Source organism: Acinetobacter sp. Li1LvA2, from assembly GCF_056156705.1.
Genome location: NZ_JBSICF010000004.1, coordinates 295,638 through 320,025 on the forward strand (window position 1 = coordinate 295,638; position 24,388 = coordinate 320,025).

At 41.2% G+C, this 24,388-nt stretch carries 23 protein-coding genes and 3 tRNA genes; 13 read left to right on the top strand and 13 right to left on the bottom strand.

What is annotated here, in order from left to right:
• The first annotated feature begins 11 nt into the window (after positions 1 to 11).
• The 6 genes from ACS604_RS10900 to ACS604_RS10925 are packed head-to-tail and all read left to right on the top strand — an operon-like array spanning position 12 to position 6,259.
• A complete protein-coding gene (locus tag ACS604_RS10900) occupies positions 12 to 2,864 on the top strand; it encodes a monovalent cation/H+ antiporter subunit A (protein WP_474771762.1) in 2,853 nt (950 codons plus the stop codon).
• Complete coding sequence (locus ACS604_RS10905; RefSeq protein ID WP_003654595.1) at positions 2,861 to 3,229, top strand: Na+/H+ antiporter subunit C; 369 nt, start codon at positions 2,861 to 2,863, stop codon at positions 3,227 to 3,229. Before ACS604_RS10900 ends, ACS604_RS10905 begins: the two co-directional genes overlap by 4 nt.
• Positions 3,229 to 5,040, top strand: a complete 1,812-nt coding sequence (locus ACS604_RS10910; RefSeq protein ID WP_151964075.1) for a monovalent cation/H+ antiporter subunit D — start codon at positions 3,229 to 3,231, stop codon at positions 5,038 to 5,040. The genes ACS604_RS10905 and ACS604_RS10910 overlap by 1 nt, the downstream gene beginning before the upstream one ends.
• Before the next feature lie 2 nt (positions 5,041 to 5,042).
• Positions 5,043 to 5,570 (top strand): Na+/H+ antiporter subunit E, encoded by a 528-nt coding sequence (locus ACS604_RS10915; RefSeq protein ID WP_151964076.1) that lies wholly within the window; start codon positions 5,043 to 5,045, stop codon positions 5,568 to 5,570.
• The gene (locus tag ACS604_RS10920; RefSeq protein ID WP_004795001.1) at positions 5,567 to 5,842 is read left to right on the top strand and encodes a monovalent cation/H+ antiporter subunit F; all 276 of its coding nucleotides are present in this window, start codon (positions 5,567 to 5,569) and stop codon (positions 5,840 to 5,842) included. The genes ACS604_RS10915 and ACS604_RS10920 overlap by 4 nt, the downstream gene beginning before the upstream one ends.
• Before the next feature lie 12 nt (positions 5,843 to 5,854).
• Positions 5,855 to 6,259: a Na+/H+ antiporter subunit G gene (locus ACS604_RS10925; protein ID WP_004795003.1), complete on the top strand. Its 405-nt coding sequence runs from the start codon at positions 5,855 to 5,857 to the stop codon at positions 6,257 to 6,259.
• Between the two features lie 54 nt (positions 6,260 to 6,313).
• Here ACS604_RS10925 and ACS604_RS10930 read toward each other — a convergent pair whose 3' ends face one another.
• From ACS604_RS10930 to tpiA, 9 genes are all read right to left on the bottom strand, one after another.
• Positions 6,314 to 6,715: a ribosome-binding factor A gene (locus ACS604_RS10930; RefSeq protein WP_004795004.1), complete on the bottom strand. Its 402-nt coding sequence runs from the start codon at positions 6,713 to 6,715 to the stop codon at positions 6,314 to 6,316.
• Positions 6,715 to 9,414 carry a translation initiation factor IF-2 gene (gene infB, locus ACS604_RS10935; protein WP_004795007.1) on the bottom strand — a complete coding sequence of 900 codons (2,700 nt, stop codon included), beginning with the start codon at positions 9,412 to 9,414 and terminating at the stop codon, positions 6,715 to 6,717. Before infB ends, ACS604_RS10930 begins: the two co-directional genes overlap by 1 nt.
• 10 nt (positions 9,415 to 9,424) lie before the next feature.
• Complete coding sequence (gene nusA / locus ACS604_RS10940) at positions 9,425 to 10,909, bottom strand: transcription termination factor NusA (protein ID WP_003654584.1); 1,485 nt, start codon at positions 10,907 to 10,909, stop codon at positions 9,425 to 9,427.
• 36 nt (positions 10,910 to 10,945) lie between these two features.
• Positions 10,946 to 11,473 carry a ribosome maturation factor RimP gene (gene rimP, locus ACS604_RS10945; RefSeq protein WP_004795010.1) on the bottom strand — a complete coding sequence of 176 codons (528 nt, stop codon included), beginning with the start codon at positions 11,471 to 11,473 and terminating at the stop codon, positions 10,946 to 10,948.
• 215 nt (positions 11,474 to 11,688) lie between these two features.
• A tRNA-Met gene (locus ACS604_RS10950) sits at positions 11,689 to 11,765 on the bottom strand.
• Positions 11,766 to 11,853: 88 nt separating this feature from the next.
• Positions 11,854 to 11,930: transfer RNA gene (locus ACS604_RS10955), tRNA-Met, on the bottom strand.
• Between the two features lie 38 nt (positions 11,931 to 11,968).
• Positions 11,969 to 12,053: transfer RNA gene (locus ACS604_RS10960), tRNA-Leu, on the bottom strand.
• Between the two features lie 56 nt (positions 12,054 to 12,109).
• On the bottom strand, positions 12,110 to 12,439 hold the full coding sequence (gene secG / locus ACS604_RS10965) for a preprotein translocase subunit SecG (RefSeq protein ID WP_312824125.1): 330 nt from the start codon (positions 12,437 to 12,439) through the stop codon (positions 12,110 to 12,112).
• Between the two features lie 12 nt (positions 12,440 to 12,451).
• Positions 12,452 to 13,246: a triose-phosphate isomerase gene (gene tpiA / locus ACS604_RS10970; RefSeq protein WP_312824127.1), complete on the bottom strand. Its 795-nt coding sequence runs from the start codon at positions 13,244 to 13,246 to the stop codon at positions 12,452 to 12,454.
• A 291-nt stretch (positions 13,247 to 13,537) separates the two neighbouring features.
• On the opposite strand from tpiA, the gene pilB reads away from it, so the two are divergent.
• Genes pilB through coaE form a run of 4 tightly spaced genes read left to right on the top strand, consistent with a single transcriptional unit; the run spans position 13,538 to position 17,962 of the window.
• The gene (pilB, locus tag ACS604_RS10975; protein WP_474771767.1) at positions 13,538 to 15,250 is read left to right on the top strand and encodes a type IV-A pilus assembly ATPase PilB; all 1,713 of its coding nucleotides are present in this window, start codon (positions 13,538 to 13,540) and stop codon (positions 15,248 to 15,250) included.
• A 27-nt stretch (positions 15,251 to 15,277) separates the two neighbouring features.
• A complete protein-coding gene (locus tag ACS604_RS10980; RefSeq protein ID WP_151964081.1) occupies positions 15,278 to 16,504 on the top strand; it encodes a type II secretion system F family protein in 1,227 nt (408 codons plus the stop codon).
• On the top strand, positions 16,504 to 17,364 hold the full coding sequence (locus ACS604_RS10985; RefSeq protein WP_474771769.1) for a prepilin peptidase: 861 nt from the start codon (positions 16,504 to 16,506) through the stop codon (positions 17,362 to 17,364). Before ACS604_RS10980 ends, ACS604_RS10985 begins: the two co-directional genes overlap by 1 nt.
• Position 17,365: 1 nt before the next feature.
• Positions 17,366 to 17,962: a dephospho-CoA kinase gene (gene coaE, locus ACS604_RS10990; RefSeq protein ID WP_474771771.1), complete on the top strand. Its 597-nt coding sequence runs from the start codon at positions 17,366 to 17,368 to the stop codon at positions 17,960 to 17,962.
• On the opposite strand, the gene ACS604_RS10995 is transcribed toward coaE, so the two are convergent.
• From ACS604_RS10995 to ACS604_RS11010, 4 genes are all read right to left on the bottom strand, one after another.
• Entirely contained in the window at positions 17,959 to 18,873 is a 915-nt protein-coding gene (locus ACS604_RS10995; protein ID WP_174726984.1) for a DMT family transporter, read from the bottom strand. The genes coaE and ACS604_RS10995 overlap by 4 nt on opposite strands.
• Positions 18,874 to 18,908: 35 nt before the next feature.
• A complete protein-coding gene (rlmB, locus tag ACS604_RS11000) occupies positions 18,909 to 19,658 on the bottom strand; it encodes a 23S rRNA (guanosine(2251)-2'-O)-methyltransferase RlmB (RefSeq protein WP_004795029.1) in 750 nt (249 codons plus the stop codon).
• Positions 19,659 to 19,760: 102 nt separating this feature from the next.
• The gene (ppnP, locus tag ACS604_RS11005) at positions 19,761 to 20,087 is read right to left on the bottom strand and encodes a pyrimidine/purine nucleoside phosphorylase (protein ID WP_004795031.1); all 327 of its coding nucleotides are present in this window, start codon (positions 20,085 to 20,087) and stop codon (positions 19,761 to 19,763) included.
• Positions 20,088 to 20,163: 76 nt separating this feature from the next.
• Positions 20,164 to 21,474: a tetratricopeptide repeat protein gene (locus tag ACS604_RS11010; RefSeq protein ID WP_474771773.1), complete on the bottom strand. Its 1,311-nt coding sequence runs from the start codon at positions 21,472 to 21,474 to the stop codon at positions 20,164 to 20,166.
• A gap of 114 nt (positions 21,475 to 21,588) precedes the next feature.
• Between ACS604_RS11010 and recN the strand changes: the two genes are divergently transcribed.
• From recN to ruvX, 3 genes are all read left to right on the top strand, one after another.
• Complete coding sequence (recN, locus tag ACS604_RS11015) at positions 21,589 to 23,256, top strand: DNA repair protein RecN (protein WP_151964086.1); 1,668 nt, start codon at positions 21,589 to 21,591, stop codon at positions 23,254 to 23,256.
• A 125-nt stretch (positions 23,257 to 23,381) separates the two neighbouring features.
• Positions 23,382 to 23,936, top strand: a complete 555-nt coding sequence (locus ACS604_RS11020; RefSeq protein ID WP_003654562.1) for a YqgE/AlgH family protein — start codon at positions 23,382 to 23,384, stop codon at positions 23,934 to 23,936.
• Entirely contained in the window at positions 23,936 to 24,376 is a 441-nt protein-coding gene (ruvX, locus tag ACS604_RS11025) for a Holliday junction resolvase RuvX (RefSeq protein ID WP_005301800.1), read from the top strand. The genes ACS604_RS11020 and ruvX overlap by 1 nt, the downstream gene beginning before the upstream one ends.
• Positions 24,377 to 24,388: the final 12 nt, after the last annotated feature.

Here is a 24,388-nt window from a genome sequence, read left to right on the forward strand (position 1 = left end):
CTAAATCACATATGGATACGAGTGTGCTACCGATAATTATCTTATTACCGTTAATATTAGGCACCACCCTTGTTTCATTGCTTCAACGGTTCTCGCGTGGAGTAACGGCTTTAGGGGCAATTGGAGTCAGTTTAACCAGTTTTGGTTTATTACTGACTCAAGCTAAAACTGTGCTTGGTGGTGCAAGCATTCAACAAAGCTGGGATTGGCTACCTCAATTGGGGATTAATCTTAGCTTCAGGCTCGATGCTCTTGGTTTACTATTCTCTTTACTTATTACCGGTATCGGTACCCTCATTTACATATACGCCTATTACTATCTTGGCCCTAAAAATTCTTTAAGCAAACTCTATGCTTTGCTCATGCTGTTTATGGCAGCAATGCTGGGTATTTCGCTCTCTAATAATCTTATTATTTTATTAGTCTTTTGGGAGCTCACCAGTATTTCATCTTTCTTGTTAGTTGGTTACTGGAGTCATTATGAAGCTGCTCAACGTGGCTCTCGAATGGCACTTACCATCACAGGAATGGGCGGTTTGGCGTTGTTGGGTGGATTTGTTTTATTAGGACAAATCACCGGAACCTATGAAATTAGTGACATCATGGGCATGAAAGACACCATTCAAGCCCATGCTCTATTTATTCCAATGCTATTGCTTATTTTGCTTGGCGCATTTACGAAGAGTGCTCAGTTTCCATTTCATTTTTGGTTACCCAATGCAATGGCTGCGCCAACTCCGGTGTCTGCTTACCTACACTCTGCAACCATGGTAAAAGCAGGTATTTTCCTGCTCGCACGTTTACTGCCAATTTTTGTAGGCGCCGCGCTTTATCACAATATTGTTACCTTCGTTGGCCTATTTACGCTCTGTATGGCAGCATGTTTTGCCATTTTCAAAGAAGACTTAAAAGGGCTGTTAGCCTATTCAACAATTAGCCATTTAGGTCTTATTGTCTGTTTACTTGGTATCGGTTCACCTTTAGCAGTTGCTGCTGCTATTTTTCATATTATTAACCATGCAACATTTAAAGCTGCACTCTTTATGATTGCAGGAATCATTGACCATGAAACAGGTACACGTGATCTTCGAAAACTCAGTGGTATTTGGCAATTACTTCCTTTCACTGCCACATTAACCATGATCACCGCTGCCTCTATGGCAGGTGTGCCACTCACCAATGGCTTTATTTCAAAAGAGATGTTCTTTACCGAGCTATTGGCGAATCTTTCAGGTTCAGCAGTTATCTTTGCCAGCATCATTGCCACTCTTGCTGGTATTTTTGCAGTGAGTTATTCAATTCGTTTAATACACGGCGTGTTTTTTGACGGTCCGATTGGTAAACACGTTCCAAATAAAGATGCACATGAACCGCCAATGGGCATGCGCGCACCAGCCCTTCTTCTTGCTGTGCTATGTATCCTAGTCGGTGTTCTACCTTCTTTGTTGGTAGAACCACTGGTAAATAGCGTAACGAGAGCAAGCTTGATGCAACCAGAATTTGTAGGAACTCATCTTGCGATCTGGCACGGATTCAATGCTCCTCTTGTGATGAGTATTATTGCTTTAGTCGGCGGCTCACTGTTCTATTTTGCTTTGGCAAAAGATGGCATGATTCGTAAAATTGACCTTGACCCACATCTTGGCAGATTGCAAGGCCGCATTTTATTTGATTTATTTTTAAAACACCTATTGCTCACCAGCCGAAAAATTAAACAAAAAACTGAGAATGGCTCATTGCAAAGTTACTTGTTCTTGATCATTGCTTTTAGCGTCATCATGGTAACTATGCCGCTACTTAATCAAGGGCTCACTACAGGCACACGTGAACTTACTCATGCCCCATGGATTGCTATCGTTCTCTGGCTAACCCTGTTCTCAGGTTGCTGGATGATGTTGTGGTTCCATCATGAACGTATTAAAGCAGTCCTCATTAGTGGTGCAATTGGTCTAGTGGTAACAATGGTATTTGTCACCATGTCAGCTCCAGATTTGGCACTAACTCAAATTACCGTGGATGTTGTAACCACTGTTCTTTTACTAATGAGTTTATCTTTACTTCCACAGCTAACGCCATATGAATCTCTTCGTTCTAGACGTTTAAGAGATGCTGCTTTAGCCATTGTTGGAGGCTTAGGGATAGGCTGGATTGCATGGCTGATTTTAACCCGTGATCATAATTCGATTTCTTGGTTCTTTGCGCAGCAGTCTTTACCACTTGGCGGCGGTTCAAATATTGTAAATGTCATTTTGGTTGACTTCCGTGGCTTCGATACCTTTGGTGAAATTACTGTATTAGGCATTGCTGCTATTGGTGCACTATGTCTTATGGATGGTATGCGTGTCCATGGTACAACCATGACCCAAGGCCTCACCTACCGTTTTAATCCATCTCCGCTCATGTTCCGTATTACAGCCTCTTGGGTATTACCGTTAGCACTTGTCGTAAGTGTTTATATTTTTATGCGTGGCCATAATTATCCGGGCGGTGGCTTCATTGCAGGTCTAATCACCTCAATGGCTTTAATCATTCAATATATTGCGCTAGGTCAAGACCAAACAGAACAATTACTCAAAGCAAAATCAGGCCGTCTTTACGAAGTCTGGATTGGTTCAGGTTTAACGATTGCTGGGCTTACTGGTGTAGCTGCATGGTTCTGGTTACGCCCATTCCTGACTAGTGCGCACGTTTATGTTGAATTACCAATTTTAGGAAAACTACATTTGGCTTCAGCTGCGAGTTTTGACTTAGGGGTTTATATTACCGTGGTTGGTGCAACGATGTTACTTATCTCAGTATTAGGAGACTCTCGCCACTCAAGCATGGCTGGTCCTGTAGTACCACATCGGGAGGAATCATCATGATCAGTTTAGAATTCTTATTGGCTTCTGCAATTGGTTTACTTGTTGCCACAGGTATTTATCTGATTTTACGTGCTCGTACCTTCCCTGTTGTGCTTGGATTAGCTGTAATTGGCTATGCTGTAAACCTATTTTTATTTGCTATGGGCCGATTACAAATTAGCTCACCCGCAATTTTAACTGAAACAACAAAAATAACCGATCCACTTCCTCAAGCGCTAGTGTTAACAGCCATTGTGATCGGTTTTGCAACCACCGCTTTTATTGTACAACTGGCACTGCGTAGCCGTTATGAATCAGGTAGTGATCATGTTGATGCTAAAGAAGACATCTCTCCGACATACGACCCACGCGAGGATGAGCCGTAATGTTTGATTTTTTATCTTTCTGGCAAGAACATGCGCCTATTTTTAGTATTCTCATCCCGGCATTTACTGCTTTTATATTATTACTGCTTGGCAACCCGGGAGCAGGTGCTTTAAAAGATGACTGGCGACAACCATGGCGTCGTGGCATTAGTCTTGTTTCTGCAATTGCTGGATTAATTACCGCAATTATATATTTAAGCTTTGCCAGCACTGGACAGATTACCATTTACCAGTTGAGCGAATGGTCAGCGCCATTTGGTATTGTGCTTGTGTTAGATCGCCTTTCTGCTTTTATGCTGGTGCTGACTTACGCATTAGCAGTACCAGTTCTATGGTATGCAAGCGACAATTGGGATACCCGTGGTCGCTATTTCCATGCCATGGTGCATTTCTTATTAATGGGTATCTGCGGAGCATTTTTAACAGGCGATTTATTTAACCTTTTCGTCTTTTTTGAAATCTTGTTGATGGCTTCGTATGTTTTGCTTTTACATGGGCAAGGCAAACCACGTTTTCAGCTTGGCGTTCACTATGTCATTATCAACCTTTTAGCCTCTGCCCTCTTCTTAATTGGGCTTGGTATGATTTATGGCAGTGTGGGTAGCCTCAACATGGCGGATGTATCACGTCTTATACCAACACTTGAAGCAGATCAACACAAATTAGCAGTCGCTGGTTCCTTACTTCTTTTTGTTGTTTTCGGCATTAAAGCAGCAATGCTTCCTGTCGGTTTTTGGCTGCCAAAAACCTATGCCGTTGCAAGTACGCCTGTAGCTGCAATTTTCACCATTATGACCAAAGTCGGGATCTATTCTATTTTACGTGTAAATGGAACAGTATTTGACGATGCGCTTAGCCAAGAAATCTTAAAAAGCTGGTTATTGCCTATTGGTTTAATTACTTCACTCTATGGTGTGATTGCAGCAATTGGAGCAGATCGTTTACGTCGCTTTGTCGGCTTTATGGTACTTTCTTCAATTGGTACCTTGCTCACCGCAATTGCCATGTCTAATACGCAGGCATGGTCTGGTGCTTTATATTACTTAGTGCACAGTACCTTAATCGGTGCAGCTTTTTATCTATTTTGTGGATGGATCACTTCACAACGTGGAGATTTCAAAGATCATTTAAAAGTTGCCCCAAGAATCAAACAAGAAAAAGCGGCTATGGTGACTTATTTCTTGATTGCCATGATGCTTGCTGGGTTACCGCCTTTTAGTGGTTTTCTTGGAAAAGTATTCATTTTACAAGCGACAGTTGAAGCTAGCTATCAAGGCTGGATTATTGGTGTTGTGCTTGTTGTGAGCTTATTAAGTATTATTGCACTCACACGTGTTGGTTTTATCTTATTCTGGCGTGCATCTCCTCCAGAAGAAGATCCAATCCATCCAGCTTATATTCTTTATCGTGCTTTGCCGGAACGCGCACCACCACGTAACGATCAAGTTATTTATCTATTACTGGCTGGTTTAATCGCTTATGTTGTCTTTGCTGCACCAATTCAGCATTACACATTAAGCACCGCACAACAGATTCAAGACCATGCACTTTACCAACGCACTATTCTTAAAGTAGATAAAAATGGGGAAGTTATCAGCGTACAGCCATTTGATCCCGCCTATCTGCCAGAAACTAAATATGGGGGAGAAGTTGAAGATCATAATGCTTATCTTATTCCCGATATTATTTCGAAAGATACGTTCAATGGTGAACATATTTCTGAATATAAACAACGACAAATTCAGCAACAGGACAAACTCCAAACACCTTCCATTGTTGATGAAAGTCAATTGAAACCTATGGAGCCATAACAATGCAGTTATCTCATTTGCTTGAACGTTGGTTTCCACATCCATTTGTTTCGGTTCTGATCATTTTATTTTGGTTGATGCTGGCGCATAGTCTTGATGCGAGTGATCTTTTGACTGCAATGCTTTTGGGCTTAATCATCCCTCGTTTAGTCAAACCATTTATTACCCGTACACCGCATATTCACTGGAAACCTGCGGTTAAACTATGTTTTGTGGTTCTTTGGGATATTATTATTTCTAACTTTAAGGTCGCAAAACTTGTTTTAGGGCCTACTAAAAAATTACACCCTAAATGGTATCGTGTACCTTTAGAGACAGAACATGAGCAAGTCAATACCTTACTAGCGATGATCATTACCACAACACCAGGTACGGTTTCTGCGGGTATTGATCAGGAACGTGGCGATATTCTGGTTCATGCTTTGAGCACAGATAATACCGAATCTGATATTGAAGACATCAAACAACGTTATGAAATTCCACTTATGGAAATTTTTGATGTAAAAAGTAAAACGGAGGCAAGTGCATGACCATCCTACCCTATGCTCTAGGTATTAGCTCAATTGCCATTACAATCTCTATGCTACTTTGTCTCTTCAGATTGGTCATAGGTCCATCAATTGTAGATCGGCTTTTAGCACTCGATACTCTCTTCTTAAATGCAACTTGTCTCATTGTTGTTTTAGGCATTTATTGGATGACGACCTCTTTATTTGAAGGAGCCCTACTGGTTGCGATGCTAGGTTTCGTATCTACGGCAGCCTTAGCACGTTACTTCACAACTGGTCACGTAATCGATTAAGGAGAGATCAAAATGCAGTTCGTAATGGAAGTTATTGTTTCAGTCTTTCTGGTTTTTGGTGCTTTCTTTATGTTAGTCGGTTCGATTGGCATGGTGCGCTTACCTGACTTATTCATGCGCTTACATGCACCCACAAAATCGAGTACGTTAGGATTAGGCAGCTTTTTGATTGCGTCTATGATCTTTTTTGCTTTTCAAGGCCGCTTTGGTTTTGCCGAGCTACTGATCACACTTTTAGCTTTTATTACCGCACCAGTTTCAGCAAATTTAATTGCTCAAGCTGCGCTACATTTACGTTTGCGCTCATTGAGTGGAGAAGTTCCTGAGTCAATTGAACGTCCCTTGCCGTGGGACCGTTATAAAATTGGACAGCGTTTCTCGCAAAATAAACCACCTATGGACCCTCCTAAAGACTAGGAAAAAGCCCACCAATAAAAAAGCCACCCGAAGGTGGCTTTTTTATTTTTTATATTACTGTTCGTCGTCTGAATCGCGTTTCGGTAAATCATTTACCGCTTTTTCGATCAGACCAAACATATAGTTACCATAAGCATTCGTCTTGTCATAATGGAAACGCAATCTTGGCGTAATACGTGTCTTGATACGACGGCTCAATTCATGACGCAAGAAACCAGAAGCTTTATTTAATACCTCTAAAGTTTCTTTATTTGCTGCTTCACTTTGCTCATCGCCAAGCTCACGCCCCATTACGGTGACATAAACTTCAGCATAACCCATGTCTGCACTGACTTTCACCGCAGAGATGGTCACTAGACCACCTAAGCGAGGATCTTTAAGCTCTTGACGAATCAGCTCAGACAACTCGCGTTGAACTGAATCCGCCATGCGCTTTAAGCGTTGGCTACCCGCCATTAAAGACTCCGTTTAATCAATTGAACATCATAGACTTCAATTTTATCTTTCACTTTGATGTCTTTATAACCTTTCACCGCAAGACCACATTCCATACCAGCACGAACTTCTTCAACCACTTCTTTATAGCGACGAAGAGATTCAAGCTCACCTTGGAACACAACCACGTCATCACGTAATACGCGAATCGGTTTATTACGATGCAATACACCTTCAAGTACCATACAGCCTGCTGCTGCACCAAACTTACTTGAGTGGAATACTTCACGTACTTCAGCAACACCCAAGATAGTTTCACGATGTTCAGGAGCAAGTTTACCGCTCATGGCATCTTTCACATCATCAATTAATTCATAGATGATGCTGTAGTAACGAATATCGATACCGTCTTGGTCACTTCTCTGACGAGCAGTCGTATCAGCACGAACGTTAAAGCCTAACAATACAGCTTCTGAAGATTCAGCAAGAATCACATCAGACTCAGTAATCGCGCCAACACCCGAACTAATTACACGAACTTTTACTTCATCAGTAGATAATTCATGTAAAGCTGCATTCAATGCTTCTAAAGTACCACGTACGTCTGTTCTTAAAACAACGTTCACTGTAGGAACATCTTTTTTGCCCATTGACGACATGATATTTTCAAGACGCATTGCGCTTTGACGATCAATACGTTTTTGACGTTCACGGTCAGCACGAGCATCAGCAACTTCACGCGCTTTCTTCTCGTCATTTACAACAAGAACTTCATCACCTGCCATTGGAGCATCTGGAAGACCCAGAATTTCTACTGGAATAGATGGTCCTGCTGATTTAATCGGCTTACCATTTTCATCAGACATTGCACGGACACGACCATATGACGAACCTGCAAGAACAAGATCACCAATGTTTAATGTACCGTTTTGAACAAGAATAGAAGTTACTGCACCACGGCCTTTATCAACACGCGCTTCAATAACAACACCTTGTGCAGCACCTTGTGCAGATGCTTTTAATTCCATCAATTCTGACTGAATAAGAATTAAGTCAAGGAGTTCATCAATACCTTGTCCACTGTGTGCAGAAACCTTAGCAATCGGAACATCACCACCCCATTCTTCTGGAACGATTTGTTTCGTTGTTAATTCATTTAACACACGGTCTGGATCAGCAGATTCTTTATCCATTTTGTTGATTGCAACAATAATTGGAGTACCTGCTGCACGCGCATGGTCAATTGCTTCAGCAGTTTGTGGCATTACACCGTCATCTGCCGCAACAACCAATACAACGATATCCGTTGCTTTAGCACCACGTGCACGCATTGAAGTAAATGCAGCATGTCCCGGTGTATCAAGGAATGTAATAATTCCTTTGTCTGTTTCAACATGATATGCACCAATATGCTGGGTAATACCACCTGCTTCACCTGCCGCCACTTTCGAACGACGGATACGGTCAAGCAAGGATGTTTTACCATGGTCAACGTGACCCATAATGGTAACAACTGGCGGACGAGTTGTTTGCTCACCACGTGCTTCTTCAGCCGCTTCAAGCAAGTTATCTTCCGCTTGAGTATCAGAAACTAAAACAGGGTTATGGCCCATTTCTTCAACAACAAGTGCTGCTGTATCTTGGTCAATAGCTTGTTCCTGATTAACCAACTCACCCATTTTCATAAGTGTTTTGATAACTTCACGTACTTTAATCGCCATTTTTTGAGCAAGATCGGCAACAACAATGCTTGAACCGATTTCTACATCATAAACTTGCTTTTTAACTGGTTTTTCAAATCCATGCTTATTCGCTTGGCTTGATTTTAAACCACGTTTGTTATGGTTAACAAAGCTTTGCTCTTCTTGACCACGACGACCACCCTTTTTACCCGCACGAGGGTTAGTGGTTGCGCCACCGCGTTTAATTTCACGGTCTTCTTGCTTGAATGAATCTTCATAAGCTTGGCCTACAAGACCTGAAGCAAGTGGAGAATCATCAATCACACGAATTGTGGTAGTAGCTTCGTCACTTGAATACTTAGACGCCATTTTGCGCATTTGTTCAAGTGTACGTTGCTGAGCTTCTTCAGCCGCTTTACGACGCGCAGCTTCTTCAGTTGCTTTCAACTGAGCTGTTTGTGCTTCACGCGCTTTCTTTTGCTCTAATGTTTCTGCTGGTTTTGGTGCAGGTTTTACTGTACCACCACCACGTTTTTTCACTACTACAGCAGCTTTAGGAGCTGTCTGAGCAGCGCTATCTTGTTGATGAGCAGCACGCATCGCATCTAAAGTTGCTTTTGCTTTTTGCTCTGTTTGAAGACGCGCGTTTTGCTGTGCAGTGTCACGCGTTTGCTGTTCTACACGTGCTTTAGCTTCAGCTTCTGCACGTGCTTTAGCTTCAGCTGCAATTTGTTCAGGGTTTGGTTTAGCAAAAACCTGTTTTTTACGTACTTCTACGTTAATTGTTTTTGCTTTACCTGAAGTACTTGCAACTTTAGCGGTACTGGTTGTTTTACGTTTCAACGCAATTTTTCCTGTGTTACCACTTTCCTGACCATGCACTTTTTTCAAATGATTGACTAAAGTATCCTGTTGTTCAGTGGTAATAATGTCGTCTGCTGTACGTTGAGGCAAACCTGCTTCACGAGCCTGTTCTAGGAGCTTCTCAACAGGACGTTCTACACTGAGAGCTAACTCTTTAATCGACTTGTCCGTCATATTTCATCTCCTAGTTAAACCATGATTCGCGAGCTTTCATGATCAATTGACCTGCTTTTTCATGATCAAGTCCTTCAATATCAGAGATATCGTCAGTAGCCTGATCTGCCAAATCATCGACAGTAATAATACCGCGAGCGGCAAGCGAGTAAGCGATCTCAGAAGTCATGCCTTCCATAGTGAGAAGGTCTGCGCTCGGTTCTTGAATATTTTCTTGCTGTTTCAAAGCATCAGTAAGTGCTGCTTCTTTTGCACGACTTTGCAATAACTCAACCAATTCAGCATCAAGCTCAATTTCGTCAAAAGTTTCAGCTGGAACATAAGCAATCTCTTCTAAAGAGGTAAAGCCCATTTCCACCAATGCCATTGCTAAATCTTCTTCAATATCGAGACGTGATACAAACATATCAAGATATTGCTGAGCTTCATTTTGCTGACGAGCACGATACTCTTCTTCAAGCATCATGTCGAGTTTGTAGCCAGTTAAATCAGAAGCCAAGCGAACATTTTGGCCTTGTGAGCCAATTGCACGAGCCAATTGATCGCTGGTTGCAAAAATAATATCGGCACTTCTTGCATCTTCATCAAGCACGATGCCTGAAACATCAGCTGGTTCTAATGCACTTGCAATGTACTGAGCTGGATCATCAGACCAGACCACTACATCAATACGTTCACCGTTTAACTCTTGTTGTACTGCTTGAATACGCGTACCACGCATACCAATACATGCACCTACAGGGTCAATACGATGGTCATTTGTTTTCACTGCAATTTTAGCACGAACGCCCGGTTGACGTGCCGCTGCTTTAATTTCAATAATTTCTTCAGAAATTTCAGGAATTTCTTTTTTCATTAAAGCAATTAACATTTCAGGCTTAGCGCGTGATAACAACAACTGAGCGCCACGACCTTCACGGTTCACATTGTATAAAATAGCGTTCATACGTTGTTTCGGACGAAGAATTTCTTTTGGAATCATTTCTTCGCGCGCAAGGTAAGCTTCAGCGTTGTCGCCTAAATCAATAATAAAGCCATCTTTGGTTTGTTTTTTCACTTCACCGTAAATTAACTCACCAACTTTAGACTCGTATGCATCAGCAACTAAAGCACGCTCAGCTTCACGAATTTTTTGTACGATAACTTGTTTTGCAATTTGTGCAGCGATACGACCAAACTCAATAGATTCTACTTCGAGTTCACGAACATCACCAATTGACCATTTAGATGGGTCAAGGTCAGAAATCGCATCTTGGCAAGCTGGCATTTCATGATCTTCATCTGCCACAACAGTCCATTGACGGAATGTACTGTAATCACCAGTTTTACGATCAATTTCTACACGAAGCTGAGCTTCTTCAGCATGCGTACCTTCGTAAAATCTTTTCTTCGTTGCAGCAACTAGAGCTTGTTCTAAAGCCTCGAAGATCGCTTCACGACTAACACCTTTTTCATTACTAACCGTTTCAACAACGGTAAGAATTTCGCGGCCCATAAGTCACCTACCGATTTCTTATAAAATTTAATAAATTTAATCTTGATAGATCAAGTTTGCTTTATCGATATTGTTGCTGTCGATCTCAAGCACGTGCTTCCCATCAACTTCAACCTGAATTTCTTCATTTTCAAGGTCTACTGCGATAAGCTTTGCTTGAAATTTACGACGGTTTTCTACTGCTGCAATCAAACGCAAAGCAATTTGTTGTCCGATGTAGCCTTGTAACTGTTCTAGTTGAAAAAATGGACGATCCCAACCTGGTGAAGAAACTTCTAATGAATACTCACCCGAAATTGGATCATGAACATCCAGCATTGCGCCAACTTGTTGTGTTACACGCACACAATCTTGTACACCAATACCACGGCCTAGTTCTACTTCACCATCTTCATTAAGTACTGGCTCAGCATCTTCTTCACTTACCGCTTTATCGATATAAATACGCAATAATGAACGTTTACCTTGTGGGAGAAACTCGATTCCCCAAAGGTCGACACCACATGCTTGTACTGCAGGAACAATTAAGTCATGCAATGCTTGGGATTTATTTGATAATTTCATTTACTCTCGTCATTCTCGTGCGATTCAATCGGTTGTTTTAACCGACACAGACCTACTATAGTGAAGCATGACTATTTGACCAATTGATGTCGAAACTACACGATAGCGATACGATAACCAATAAAAAAGGGCGTTAATCGCCCCTATGTAGCACAGAAAACAATAGTCCACTGTGCAAAAAGGCCCACTTGTCTGTGAGCCTCTTTTAAGAAACTTGGTAGCGGGAGCTGGATTTGAACCAACGACCTTCGGGTTATGAGCCCGACGAGCTACCAGACTGCTCCATCCCGCATCAACGTGCAAAAATTATATACAAATATCAAATAAAGTCAATGTAAACTTTCTAGATACTGTCTGATTAAGTTGCACCTTAATCAATTTGGTAGCGGGAGCTGGATTTGAACCAACGACCTTCGGGTTATGAGCCCGACGAGCTACCAGACTGCTCCATCCCGCATCAAAAAACTGCTTGCACTCAACTTTCTGGTTCAAAGTTGGTGCGGAAGGGGGGACTTGAACCCCCACGCCCGAAGGCACTACCACCTCAAGGTAGCGTGTCTACCAATTCCACCACCACCGCAGCTTGTGGGACGCATTCTAGTCCTTCCAACTATAAAAGGAAAGCCCTATTTCGAATTATTGACCCGTTTTTGGTGCATTTGGTGAAGTTTCAGGCGATGTTGTTTGAATTGGTGCTGTTGTTTGTACAGATTTCAAACTATATGCCTCATTCGTCTGTTTTTTTGCAAAAACAGCCAAGGTTAAACTCGTCACAAAAAACAGTGCCGTTAAAATAGCAGTAAGGCGAGTAAGGAAATTAGCTGAACCCGATGCGCCAAATACAGTTGCTGCTCCGCCACCACCGAAAGAAGCACCAGCATCCGCACCTTTACCGTGTTGGACTAGAATCAAGCCAATCATCAGTACCGCTAAAATAATATGTACGATCAGTACAAAAGAGTGCATACCCTATCCTCGTTATTTACTTTGTGCAAAGGCATGTACGATTTGATAAAAAGATGCTGCATTTAACGAAGCACCTCCAACCAACGCGCCATTAATATCTGGACATGCTGCCAACTCGACTGCATTCTCAGCTTTTACACTACCGCCATATAAAATCGCAATGTCTGGACCCGCAGAAGTAATCTGACTTAAACCTTCACGGATTTTAGCATGCATTGCCTGTGCATCTTGTGGTGAAGCAGTTTTACCTGTACCAATTGCCCAGATTGGCTCATAAGCGATTACAATTTGCTTTTGCCATTGCTCTGCAGTCACTACAGGTGCTATATCACAGATCTGTTGCAATACAACCTGCTCTGCCAAATTTTGTTCACGCTGTTCGAGACTTTCACCCACACAATAAATGACAGTTAAGCCTGCATTTAAAGAATTTTGGAGTTTTGCCTTCAAAATTTCAACGTTATCACCTAACAAATCACGGCGCTCAGAGTGACCCACCAATACAAAATTAATTTGGCTATCTTTTAATAATTCTGCACTGACTTCACCAGTATAGGCGCCTGTACCTGCTACACGCGATACATCCTGTGCAACTGTATATACTGTTTTTGCAGCATCTTGCAATTGGGTTTGTACCATTGTAAGTGCAATAGAAACCGGAGCAACTCCGACATGGCAGCTTTCATCTGCAATTTCGTTTTGTTGCAATAGTTGTTTAAATTCTTCTATAAGTTGTTTGGCATTGGCACGCATTGGGTTCATTTTCCAGTTGCCAACTACCCAAGGCGTAATCGTCGAACCCGACATACGGCTCACCTTTCATCAAAAATGCAGCACATTCTACACGCATTTCTACAAATTTCAGATACTTTTCTTTAACGGCTTTGCTCATATCTTTTCTACTATTTGAAAACAGTCATAAAACTTTATTAAGACTAAAGCTCCGCGTTTTAAAAATTAATGAATAAAAACTTCGACTGGTTCAAGCTTTAATATATGGATCAAGACGAGAGCATCATTTTCTCAGGTAGTAATTTTAGATAACAAAAGTATAATTTTTTATATACCAATTATAAACATATGAGCACAGGTAGGCAGATGTCAGTCATACATACATCTCCAAAATTTTCGGGGTTTTTTCGACGATTAGTCGAAGAAAAACATGTGTCGGCAGCGACCATGCAAGCAGCACTAGATGCAGCAAAAAGAGCTAAACAGGATACTGTTGCGTACCTGATTGAAGAGGTTAATCTCTCCCCTTCTTTATTAGCTGAAACAATTTCTATTGAATTTGCTGAGCCATATTTTGATCTGGACGTTTACGATGTCAGCCAGATTCCTAAAGATTTGGTCGACCAGAAACTGATTTTAAAACATCGGATCTTGCCTCTCGTAAAAAAAGGACAGATTTTATATGTTGCAACCAGTAATCCTAGCAATATTGATGCTATTGATGCTATTCGCTTCAACAGCAAGCTTATGGTTGAGCCGGTTATTGTCGAGCATCATAAACTCGAGAAAATTCTGGTACAGCAATTTACTGAAGAAAGTAGTTTCGAGTTTAGCGATGAAGAGTTTGATCTAGATGTAGATCTTGATACCTCAGCTGCTCCAGAAGAGGATGAAGATACTCCACAAGGCGATGAAGCACCTATTGTTAAATATATTAACAAGTTATTGATTGATGCGATTCGTATGGGGGCTTCTGATTTACATTTCGAACTTTATGAGAAATCATATCGGGTCCGTTATCGGGTCGATGGCGTTTTGCGTCAAATTGCAAATCCGCCTTTGCAACTGGCTAATCGTTTGGCTTCACGCTTAAAAGTGATGTCTCAAATGGACATTTCTGAGAAGCGTGTCCCTCAAGATGGTCGTATCAAGCTCAAGCTGTCAAAATCTAAAGCAATTGATTTTCGTGTGAACTCTCTTCCGACCTTATTTGGTGAAAAGTTAGTTCTACGTATTCTCGATCCATCGAGTGCCATGCTGGGAATTGATGCACTAGGATATGAAGAAGAGCAAAAAGCACTCTTTATGGAAGCCTTAGATAAGCCACAAGGTATGCTTTTAATCACAGGTCCAACAGGTTCTGGTAAGACTGTATCTTTATATACAGGCCTCAACATTTTAAACACTGAAAGTTCCAATATTTCTACTGCCGAAGATCCAGTCGAAATTAACCTTGAAGGCATTAATCAGGTTAACGTGAACCCTAAGGTAGGTCTAACTTTTTCAGCTGCACTTAAGTCATTTTTACGTCAGGACCCTGACATTATTATGGTCGGTGAGATTCGTGATTTAGAAACAGCTGAAATCGCGATTAAAGCTGCTCAGACAGGTCATATGGTGATGTCCACGCTACATACCAACAGTGCTCCTGAAACACTGACTCGTCTACGCAATATGGGCGTTCCGTCTTTCAATATTGCAACATCAGTCAATCTGGTCATTGCTCAGCGTTTGGCACGTCGACTATGTTCTCAATGTAAAGTACCTACTGACATTCCTAAACAAAGCCTATTGGAAATGGGTTTTACCGAACAAGATCTGACGCATCCCGATTTTCAAGTTTTTCAACCAGTCGGTTGTCCAGAATGTCGTGAGGGCTACAAAGGTCGAGTTGGTATTTATGAAGTAATGAAAGTCACACCTGAGATTTCCAAGATTATTATGGAAGATGGCAATGCGTTAGAAATCGCTGCCGCTTCTGAAAAACTGGGGTTTAATAATCTGCGTCGCTCAGGTTTAAAGAAAGTTATGCAAGGTGTTACTTCTTTACAAGAAGTCAACCGCGTAACCAGTGAATAAAAGACAATTTAAAATAAGGATAATGTCATGACTGTCAAAAAGGCACAATTGATGCCGACTTTTGCTTATGAAGGGGTTGACCGTAAAGGCGTAAAAATTAAGGGGGAACTTCCGGCTAAAAATATGGCTTTAGCCAAAGTCACCCTACGCAAACAAGGTGTGACTGTTCGTAATATTCGAGAAAAGCGTAAAAATATTCTTGAAGGTTTATTTAAGAAAAAAGTATCAACGCTCGATATCACGATTTTCACACGACAACTTGCAACCATGATGAAAGCCGGCGTCCCACTAGTACAAGGCTTTGAAATTGTGGCAGAAGGTTTAGAAAACCCAGCTATGCGCGAGGTGGTACTCGGTATTAAAGGTGAAGTTGAAGGTGGTAGTACTTTTGCCTCAGCTTTAAGAAAGTATCCTCAGCACTTCGATAAACTGTTTTGCTCTCTTGTAGAGTCTGGCGAACAGTCTGGTGCGCTTGAAACCATGCTGGACCGCGTGGCAATTTACAAAGAAAAAAGTGAGTTGCTTAAACAGAAAATTAAGAAAGCTATGAAATATCCAGCAACGGTTATTGTGGTTGCTGTGGTTGTTACTATTATTTTGATGGTTAAAGTCGTTCCCGTCTTCCAAGATCTATTTTCCTCCTTTGGTGCAGATCTACCTGCTTTTACACAAATGGTCGTAAATATGTCGAAATGGATGCAGGAATACTGGTTCATTCTGATTATTGTGATTGGGGCAATCATTGCCGCATTTCTGGAAGCTAAAAAGCGTAGTAAAAAATTCCGTGATGGTTTAGACAAACTTGCCCTGAAACTACCCATCTTTGGTGATCTGGTTTATAAGGCGATTATTGCCCGTTACAGCCGTACTTTAGCAACAACTTTTGCAGCTGGTGTTCCTCTCATTGATGCGCTTGAATCAACAGCTGGTGCAACTAACAATGTCATTTATGAACAAGCCGTCATGAAAATTCGTGAAGATGTTGCTACAGGTCAACAACTCCAATTTGCAATGCGCGTTTCAAATCGTTTTCCATCTATGGCTATACAAATGGTCGCAATTGGTGAAGAATCTGGTGCACTAGACAGCATGCTAGATAAAGTTGCAACGTACTATGAAAATGAAGTTGATAATGCCGTTGATGGCTTAACTTCAATGATGGAACCTTTAATTATGGCAATTTTAGGGGTACTTGTAGGCGGTCTGGTGATTGCTATGTATCTTCCAATTTTCCAAATGGGCTCAGTTGTATAATGCAAGAAATTATTGCTTATTTTATTCAAAACTTAACTGCACTTTATATTGCAGTTGCATTATTGAGCCTATGTATTGGTAGCTTTCTTAATGTGGTGATTTATCGCACCCCAAAAATGATGGAACAAGATTGGCAGCAAGAATGTCAAATGCTACTCGACCCTGATCAACCCATTATTGATCATGAAAAACTGACATTAAGCAAGCCTTCTTCATCATGTCCAGAGTGCCATCAGCCCATCCGTTGGTATCAAAATATTCCTGTCATAAGCTGGTTGATGTTAAGAGGAAAATGCGGTCATTGCAAGCATCTTATTAGCATTCGCTATCCAGCGATTGAACTATTAACAATGGCATGTTCACTGGTTGTGGTCATGGTGTTTGGTCCAACCATACAAATGCTTTTGGGACTAGTTCTGACTTGGGTCCTGATTGCCCTCACCTTTATAGACTTTGATACTCAGCTGCTACCCGACCGTTTTACTCTACCTTTAGCTGCGCTTGGTTTGGGCATTAACACCTTTAATATTTACACCTCACCTAACTCAGCCATTTGGGGTTACCTGATTGGTTTTTTATGTCTTTGGATTGTGTATTACTTATTTAAAGTGATTACAGGCAAAGAAGGCATGGGCTACGGCGACTTTAAATTGCTTGCCGCATTAGGCGCGTGGATGGGGCCATTGATGCTGCCATTAATTGTGTTATTGTCATCTTTACTAGGTGCAATTATTGGCATCATTTTATTAAAATTACGCAATGACAATCAGCCCTTTGCCTTTGGGCCCTACATTGCCATTGCGGGTTGGGTTGCCTTTCTATGGGGTGATCAAATTATGAAAATCTATTTGGGAGGTTAAGATGGCTTTTATTCTGGGAGTCACAGGTGGTATTGGCAGTGGAAAATCTGCTGCAACACAATGGTTTGAATCCCAAGGAATACAAGTCGTCGATGCCGACATCGTTGCTCGCGAAGTGGTTGAGAAAGGCCAACCTGCCCTGCAAAAAATCCAACAAACTTTTGGGGATTGGGTACTTCAATCCGATGGTAATCTCGATCGTCGTGCCCTACGCGAATATATTTTTCAAAATCCTGAAGCAAGACAAACACTCGAGAAAATCACGCATCCAGCCATTCGCCAATCTATTATTCAGCAGTTGCAAAACCCAAAGAGTCCTTATGTGATTTTAGTTTCACCACTACTTTTTGAAACCAACCAGCATGAATTGGTAAACCACACCTTATTAGTTGATGCGAGTGAACAAACTCAAATTCAGCGTGCCAGCCAACGCGATGGGCAAAACCAAGAACAAATTCAGAAAATTATTGCAGCCCAAATGTCACGCGAACGTAAACGCGAACTTGCCAATGACATTGTGTTTAATGATGGATTACTCGAACATTTACATCAGCAATTAGAGCCGTTACATCAAAGCTATTTGAAGCGTACAAACTAATTTGATTTATTTTGCTGCTTAATTTGTTGTGCCAAGCTATCTGGTCGGAACCATCGCCAAGGTTGTAAGGCACCGATCCCCATTCCAACCAAACCTACAACAATAGATGGGCTTAATGCTTCACCGAGTAAAGGTACAGCTAAAATGGCAGCAATAAATGGCGCTAAAGTTACAATACTTCCTGTTTTAAAAGCGCCAAGTCGCTGAATCGCTGCCACATAAGTCAGAGTTGCAATAATAACCACAAACACACCATGGAAAATGCCCTGTATCGCTAAATGGATAGGACTAACTTCCATGAAATGCTTTGGTAAAAATAGAGCATAGATGGGTAAGTAAATAATTGCAGACCAAATCGCAACACTTGCCATAGAGTGCCATGCAGAAAGTTTCCACTGTTTAAGTAATACAGTGAAAATACCCCACCAAATCGCACTAATAAAAAGAAGTAAATCACCCACGCCAAAAGCAGAAGCATTACCTTGCAACATCAACACGCTCATGAGAGTCAAGGCAGTAATCATAATTACCAGACTCACCCAGGTATGCTTATCAAACGGCTGTCTAAATAAAATGTATGCTGCAAACGCAGTACAAATTGGAATACAACCATTTAAGAAAATTGCAGCATGCGCAGCGGGAGCATAGAGAAAAGCGGTATAGACGGTGAGACAATAAATGACCCCGCCAATCAAGGCTAAAATAACAGCATGCTTACTCCATAAAAAAGCGAGATCTTTTTTATAGATTAGAATAGGCATTAAAATTAGAAAGGCTATAGCGAAACGCAATGCGGCTATGTCCCAAGCACTGATATGCCACTGTGCATTTAAACGGGCAAAAAGCGTAAACCCGCCCCAAATGCACATGGTCACCAATACAAAGAAATAACCTTGCTTACGGGGAGACATATCAAGATGACTTAAAAACTAGAAAGGCAGTGAGATTATACCTCAGAACGCTGACGGCAAGCCTCATAAAGTGCCATACCTGTCGCTACGCTGACATTTAGACTTTGTAGGTTTCCTGACATCGGAATATAAACTTTATGATCACACTGCGCCTGTGTAATAGGACGCAAACCTGTGTCTTCAGCTCCCATTACAATTACAACTGCGCCAGAGAAGTCACACTTTTGAAGTGGCAACGCACTTTCATCAAGCATAGTGCCAATTACGCGTACATGAGTTGTTTCTTTAAGATGAGCCAATGTACGAGCTAAATTCGTAACTTGAATAAATTTAACTTTCTCGGCTCCACCTGCTGCAACTTTACGAGCAGTTGGTGTCAAACTAGCCGAACGATCACGAGGCACAATAACAGCTTGCACGCCCATCGCAGCGGCGGTACGAATGCAGGCTCCTAAGTTATGCGGGTCTGTCACCTGATCCAATGCCAACAACAAAGCATCCGGAGTTTCTCTTAAAATTTGATCGAGGTCTTGCTCATTCAAGACAGGATGTGGACGTACTGCGGCAACTACACCTTGATGAAATGGTAGACCTGCAAGTTTCTCAAGGCTATCGCGGCTTGCTTTTTGTACACTGATTCCAAAAGGCTCTGCCAATTGCAAAATCTTTTGCAAACGCTGATCATCCCGTCCTTTTAAAGTAAACAGGGTTAGCACACGCTCCGGCTCAAGTTCTAACAATGACTCCACTGAATGAACGCCATAATAATATTCCTGTTTTGCCATGCATGACCTCTAACAACGTTTGAGCAAAAAAATAAAAATCCTGCAAAGCCAACTTCACAGGATTTCTTTGAGCATAGTGTACCCGATTTGAACAGGAATTTCTTAGCCTTCTAAATGGCACACATAATCGAGTACTTCGTCAGTTTCGATTTTAAAAAGACTGTTGCCCGGTACATAAAATGATTGGCCTGCACGGAACAACTCACTTTCAGTGCTGTCCGCAATTGTTACGCGACATTCACCTGAAATAATTTCCATACGCTCAGGAACATGCGTCTCAAAAGTTAAAGCCTGCTCAGTCGGCAAAATAACACCTAATGTTTTTTTAGTTCCATCTTCAAATTGCACGGTATGGCTGATACATGCTCCACCAAAATAAACGTTTGATTTTTTGATGACCGTTACATGATCAAATTGGGTTGAACTCATGCAGATTCTCCAGATAATGCCGTATTTATATAAATTATGATGAATGTAGTTTAATTGTGCCTAAATAACTAATCAATCAGTTTTCATACGGATAGACTTGTAATTTCCACTGCTGTGCCTGAATTTTTTTGGCAAAAGCATAAGGTAAGTTAATCTCAATATTTCGACTATTCGACACAATTGCATCGTATCTGCAAACTTCGACCTGATTTTCATCTAGGAGTATCCAACACACTTTTTGCGCCGTTGGATGGGCAATTGCTGTAGCAATTACCGGTGAACCGTCATTCATTCCTACATGAAAATTTTCACTGTCATTTTGCATTAACGCCAGATCATAAGCTGGAAAATCGATAGCATCTGAATCGAATTGCTGGCTATCGTGTATAAGCACACTTTGTTTTAAAGTCGGCCAAATACAGTAGCGCAAATAATGCTGATCCATCACCCGATTATCCAGATAACGTCCGGTGGCAACATAATCTCTGATATGTGCTTCAATATTATGAAAAATCCCTGTACACCCGCCCCACATTCCAGCCAAAATTAACTCAGTATGAGAATAATTATCGCGCATTAAATGAAACCATTTATCACTCTTGAGCCATACATCTACAGCCGCCTTTTCGCGGTGCGACACAATAGAGTCGGCATCACGTATTAGAAAACGCTTAATTGCAGGATCATCCATCACAAAAAAGCGCCAAAATAGTCCAGATAGTTGTTTTTGAGAATCTGTAACTTGGATGACTTGCGCGCCCTTTTCTTTTAACCGCTGTTGCACCAGTACTGGCACAGTATCATCGACATAAAATCGACACGTCCATTCTGGATAAATCTGTTTGGCTAGCTGAGTATTTAAAATAGAGGTTTCACAATAGCGAGGATTTGCCCCAAATAATGAGAAGGCAATAATATTTTCTTCAGGGTTTGTACTAAATGCTGGTGGTGCATGATCTGGAATCGATAAAATAGGTTCGCTCTTCGCTAGCTCTTTTTTTGTTGTAATTGCTAAGCGTCCAAATTTGATCGTTTCTTCTTTTTTATTTAAATGATGACAAACCTCTGTGAGTCCATCATATAAGTTTGTATTTACATTAGTTCCACTCACCTGAATCGCTTGCAAATAATGTTGATAGGCCTCGTTATAACGGCCTAAGCGCAATTCGGTATAAGCCAAGTCAGATAAAGCTCCCGGATGCTTAGGAACTAAGCTAACAGCTTGTTTAACATGTTGATAAGCTTTGGCATAATTACCTTGTGCAGCTGCTTGTTTAAATGCATTAAAATGTTGATTTAAAATTTTATTCATTTCCGCAGGATTGTTTTTTTTATGACGATTGACCATCCCTATGGGTGGTTTCGGTAAGCTTAATGTTTTTTTCATTGTAAATATCCGCAATCTTGCTGTTCTATAATTTCAGTTAGAATAATAGATCACTTGTAGCAAATTCAAAACTTCTCTATCTTTAACCCATAATTTGGCGCGTTGGATGCGTTTATGCTCACACATTTAACTTTAATTAATTTTGCATTAGCTGATCATTTAGCTATTGATATAGAACAAGGATTTAATGTTCTAACAGGCGAAACAGGTGCCGGAAAATCATTATTACTGGATGCACTCTCTGCCTGCCTCGGGGAACGTACAGATACAAATTATGTCCGTTATGGTTCGGACAAAGCGGATATTACCGCGGTTTTCACCTATCAGAATAATAGTCCTGAAGCAAAATGGCTCCAAGACCATGAGCTAGATGATGATTCTGGGGAAATTCATTTACGTCGTGTTATTTTTGCAACCGGACGTAGTAAAGCATGGGTTAATGGGCGCCCGAGCAGTCTATCTGAACTTAAAGAGTTAGGGCGTTTGCTGGTTCAACTCTATAGTCAGCATAGTCAGCAACAACTTCTTGAACCGCCTTATCCAAAGCATTGGCTAGACCGTTATAACAATTTTTATGCTGAAGCGAATGATGTACGTGAAGCCTATAGCACATGGCAACGTACCATTCGTTTACACCAAGCTGCTCTAGATGCACAAGCAACCCGTCTACAACGGATTGGTACTTTAGAGCATCAAATTGAAGAACTCGAAGAAGTCATTCAAACCGACTATAAAGAAATTGAGCAAGAGTTTGATCGACTTAGTCATCATGAACATATCATGCAAGACTGTAGCTTTAGCTTAAATGTTTTAGATGAAGCTGAGCAGAACATTACTCAAGAAATATCTTCGATTATTCGCAGATTAGAATCCCATGCGGGGCGCAGCGAACAACTTTCTGAGATCTATAATTCTCTACTTAATGCTCAAAGTGAAATAGACGATGCAACGGCAAACTTACGTCAATTTATAGATCGTCAAAGTTTTGATCCAGAGCGAATGGAAGAACTAAATTCCAAATTGGAAGTTTTCCATCGTCTGGCACGTAAATATCGCACTCAGCCAGAGACGCTTAAAGAAGAATACGAAACTTGGCAGAGTGAGCTTGAGCAATTGCATCAACTTGAAGATCCAGAAACATTGGCAGAACAAGTTGAAAAATCGCATGAGGAGTTTTTAGAAAAAGCTCAGCATTTAGACAATATTCGTCGTGAAGCTGCCGCTCCGCTTGCGAAACAATTAACTGAACAAGTGAAACCTTTAGCCCTACCAGAGGCACACTTCGAATTTAAGTTCGAACCATTAGAGCAACCAGGTGCAGAGGGTTTAAGCTTTATTCAACTTTTATTTACTGCCAATAAAGGCATTCCTCCACAACCATTGGCAAGAGTAGCCTCAGGCGGTGAACTTTCTCGTATTGCTCTCGTAATGCAAGTCATGAATGCTGAAAAAACTGAATCTGAAGTTTTGGTGTTTGATGAGATCGATGTCGGAATTAGTGGTGGCACCGCAGAAGTTGTAGGACGTTTACTTGCTGACTTGGCACAACATGTCCAACTCTTATGTATTACTCACCAAGCACAAGTTGCTGCACAATCTGATCAGCATTTATTAGTGAAAAAACAACAAACTGATCCAGCCAGCAGTACAATTATAGAACTTGATGAAAATCAAATCATTTTTGAGTTAGCTCGTATGTCAGGGGGTGTGGAAATTAATGAAACAACCTTGCAGCACGCAAAACAATTACGCCAACTTAAATTTCAGGCTTCTTCAAATTAATAAAGAAAATGAGAGAAAAAGATTGGCGAAATCCGATTAACTCTTGTATGTTGATAAAAAGAACCTATATAGATAAAAGGGTCGAGAGGCCCTCTAGTGACATTTTTTGAGGGAGAACCGCTTAGGTGACCAAACAATATCTGACTCACCGTTGTCTGATTGCCCCGCCAGAAATGGCAGATGACTTTTTCGCAAACACTGTAATTTATCTTGCCCGTCATGATGAAGAAGGTGCTCAAGGCATTATTATTAATCGTCCTTCTGGTATCCAAATTAAAGAATTACTCAATGATCTCGACATTGAAGCAGACAATGTAAACCCACATGCGGTTTTACAAGGTGGCCCATTACGTCCCGAAGCTGGATTTGTTCTTCATACCGGACAACCAACATGGCATTCATCTATTGCTGTAGGTGAAAATGTTTGTATTACCACCAGTAAAGATATTCTGGATGCGATTGCCCATAATGAAGGTGTCGGTCGATATCAGATTGCTTTAGGCTATGCGAGCTGGAGCAAAAATCAGTTAGAAGACGAAATCACGCGTGGTGACTGGCTCATTTGTGATGCTGACATGGATCTGATTTTTAACCTGCCTTATGACGACCGTTGGGATGCAGCTTATAAAAAAATCGGTGTAGATCGTGCGTGGTTAGCTTCTGAAATCGGACACGCTTAATGACCGAGACACTATCAAAATCGATTATGGCTTTTGACTTTGGTACTCAAAAAATGGGAATGGCGATTGGCCAGTCTTCAATTGAAAGTGCCAACCCTCTCCCTCTTTTTGTTATGAAAGATGGCATCCCCAATTGGGATCAACTCTTAAAAATTGTGAAAGAATGGCAACCCAATTTATTTTTGGTTGGCCTGCCGTTAAATATGGATGATAGCGAGTCTGAACTCTCTACACGTGCCCGCAAATTTGCGAGACGTTTACGTCATCAAACCAACATAGAAACGTTAATGGTGGATGAGCGCTTAACTACACGTGAAGCGAGAGAAGAGCTAGGTTTTTACCAAGAACAGGGCCGCGCAAAAAAGCTCTCGGCAGATAGTTTTGCTGCTGCACTACTCATTCAGAGTTGGTATCGAAATCCCGTTGGATTAACGCCATAAAACAAAAAAGCA

Bases quoted from the DNA above. Each gene is read 5' to 3' on its own strand.
- ACS604_RS10900 (WP_474771762.1), top strand. From the start codon at position 12: ATGGATACGAGTGTGCTACCGATAATTATCTTATTACCGTTAATATTA.
- ACS604_RS10905 (WP_003654595.1), top strand. From the start codon at position 2,861: ATGATCAGTTTAGAATTCTTATTGGCTTCTGCAATTGGTTTACTTGTT.
- ACS604_RS10910 (WP_151964075.1), top strand. From the start codon at position 3,229: ATGTTTGATTTTTTATCTTTCTGGCAAGAACATGCGCCTATTTTTAGT.
- ACS604_RS10915 (WP_151964076.1), top strand. From the start codon at position 5,043: ATGCAGTTATCTCATTTGCTTGAACGTTGGTTTCCACATCCATTTGTT.
- ACS604_RS10920 (WP_004795001.1), top strand. From the start codon at position 5,567: ATGACCATCCTACCCTATGCTCTAGGTATTAGCTCAATTGCCATTACA.
- ACS604_RS10925 (WP_004795003.1), top strand. From the start codon at position 5,855: ATGCAGTTCGTAATGGAAGTTATTGTTTCAGTCTTTCTGGTTTTTGGT.
- ACS604_RS10930 (WP_004795004.1), bottom strand. From the start codon at position 6,715: ATGGCGGGTAGCCAACGCTTAAAGCGCATGGCGGATTCAGTTCAACGC.
- infB (WP_004795007.1), bottom strand. From the start codon at position 9,414: ATGACGGACAAGTCGATTAAAGAGTTAGCTCTCAGTGTAGAACGTCCT.
- nusA (WP_003654584.1), bottom strand. From the start codon at position 10,909: ATGGGCCGCGAAATTCTTACCGTTGTTGAAACGGTTAGTAATGAAAAA.
- rimP (WP_004795010.1), bottom strand. From the start codon at position 11,473: ATGAAATTATCAAATAAATCCCAAGCATTGCATGACTTAATTGTTCCT.
- secG (WP_312824125.1), bottom strand. From the start codon at position 12,439: ATGCACTCTTTTGTACTGATCGTACATATTATTTTAGCGGTACTGATG.
- tpiA (WP_312824127.1), bottom strand. From the start codon at position 13,246: ATGTCGGGTTCGACGATTACGCCTTGGGTAGTTGGCAACTGGAAAATG.
- pilB (WP_474771767.1), top strand. From the start codon at position 13,538: ATGTCAGTCATACATACATCTCCAAAATTTTCGGGGTTTTTTCGACGA.
- ACS604_RS10980 (WP_151964081.1), top strand. From the start codon at position 15,278: ATGACTGTCAAAAAGGCACAATTGATGCCGACTTTTGCTTATGAAGGG.
- ACS604_RS10985 (WP_474771769.1), top strand. From the start codon at position 16,504: ATGCAAGAAATTATTGCTTATTTTATTCAAAACTTAACTGCACTTTAT.
- coaE (WP_474771771.1), top strand. From the start codon at position 17,366: ATGGCTTTTATTCTGGGAGTCACAGGTGGTATTGGCAGTGGAAAATCT.
- ACS604_RS10995 (WP_174726984.1), bottom strand. From the start codon at position 18,873: ATGTCTCCCCGTAAGCAAGGTTATTTCTTTGTATTGGTGACCATGTGC.
- rlmB (WP_004795029.1), bottom strand. From the start codon at position 19,658: ATGGCAAAACAGGAATATTATTATGGCGTTCATTCAGTGGAGTCATTG.
- ppnP (WP_004795031.1), bottom strand. From the start codon at position 20,087: ATGAGTTCAACCCAATTTGATCATGTAACGGTCATCAAAAAATCAAAC.
- ACS604_RS11010 (WP_474771773.1), bottom strand. From the start codon at position 21,474: ATGAAAAAAACATTAAGCTTACCGAAACCACCCATAGGGATGGTCAAT.
- recN (WP_151964086.1), top strand. From the start codon at position 21,589: ATGCTCACACATTTAACTTTAATTAATTTTGCATTAGCTGATCATTTA.
- ruvX (WP_005301800.1), top strand. From the start codon at position 23,936: ATGACCGAGACACTATCAAAATCGATTATGGCTTTTGACTTTGGTACT.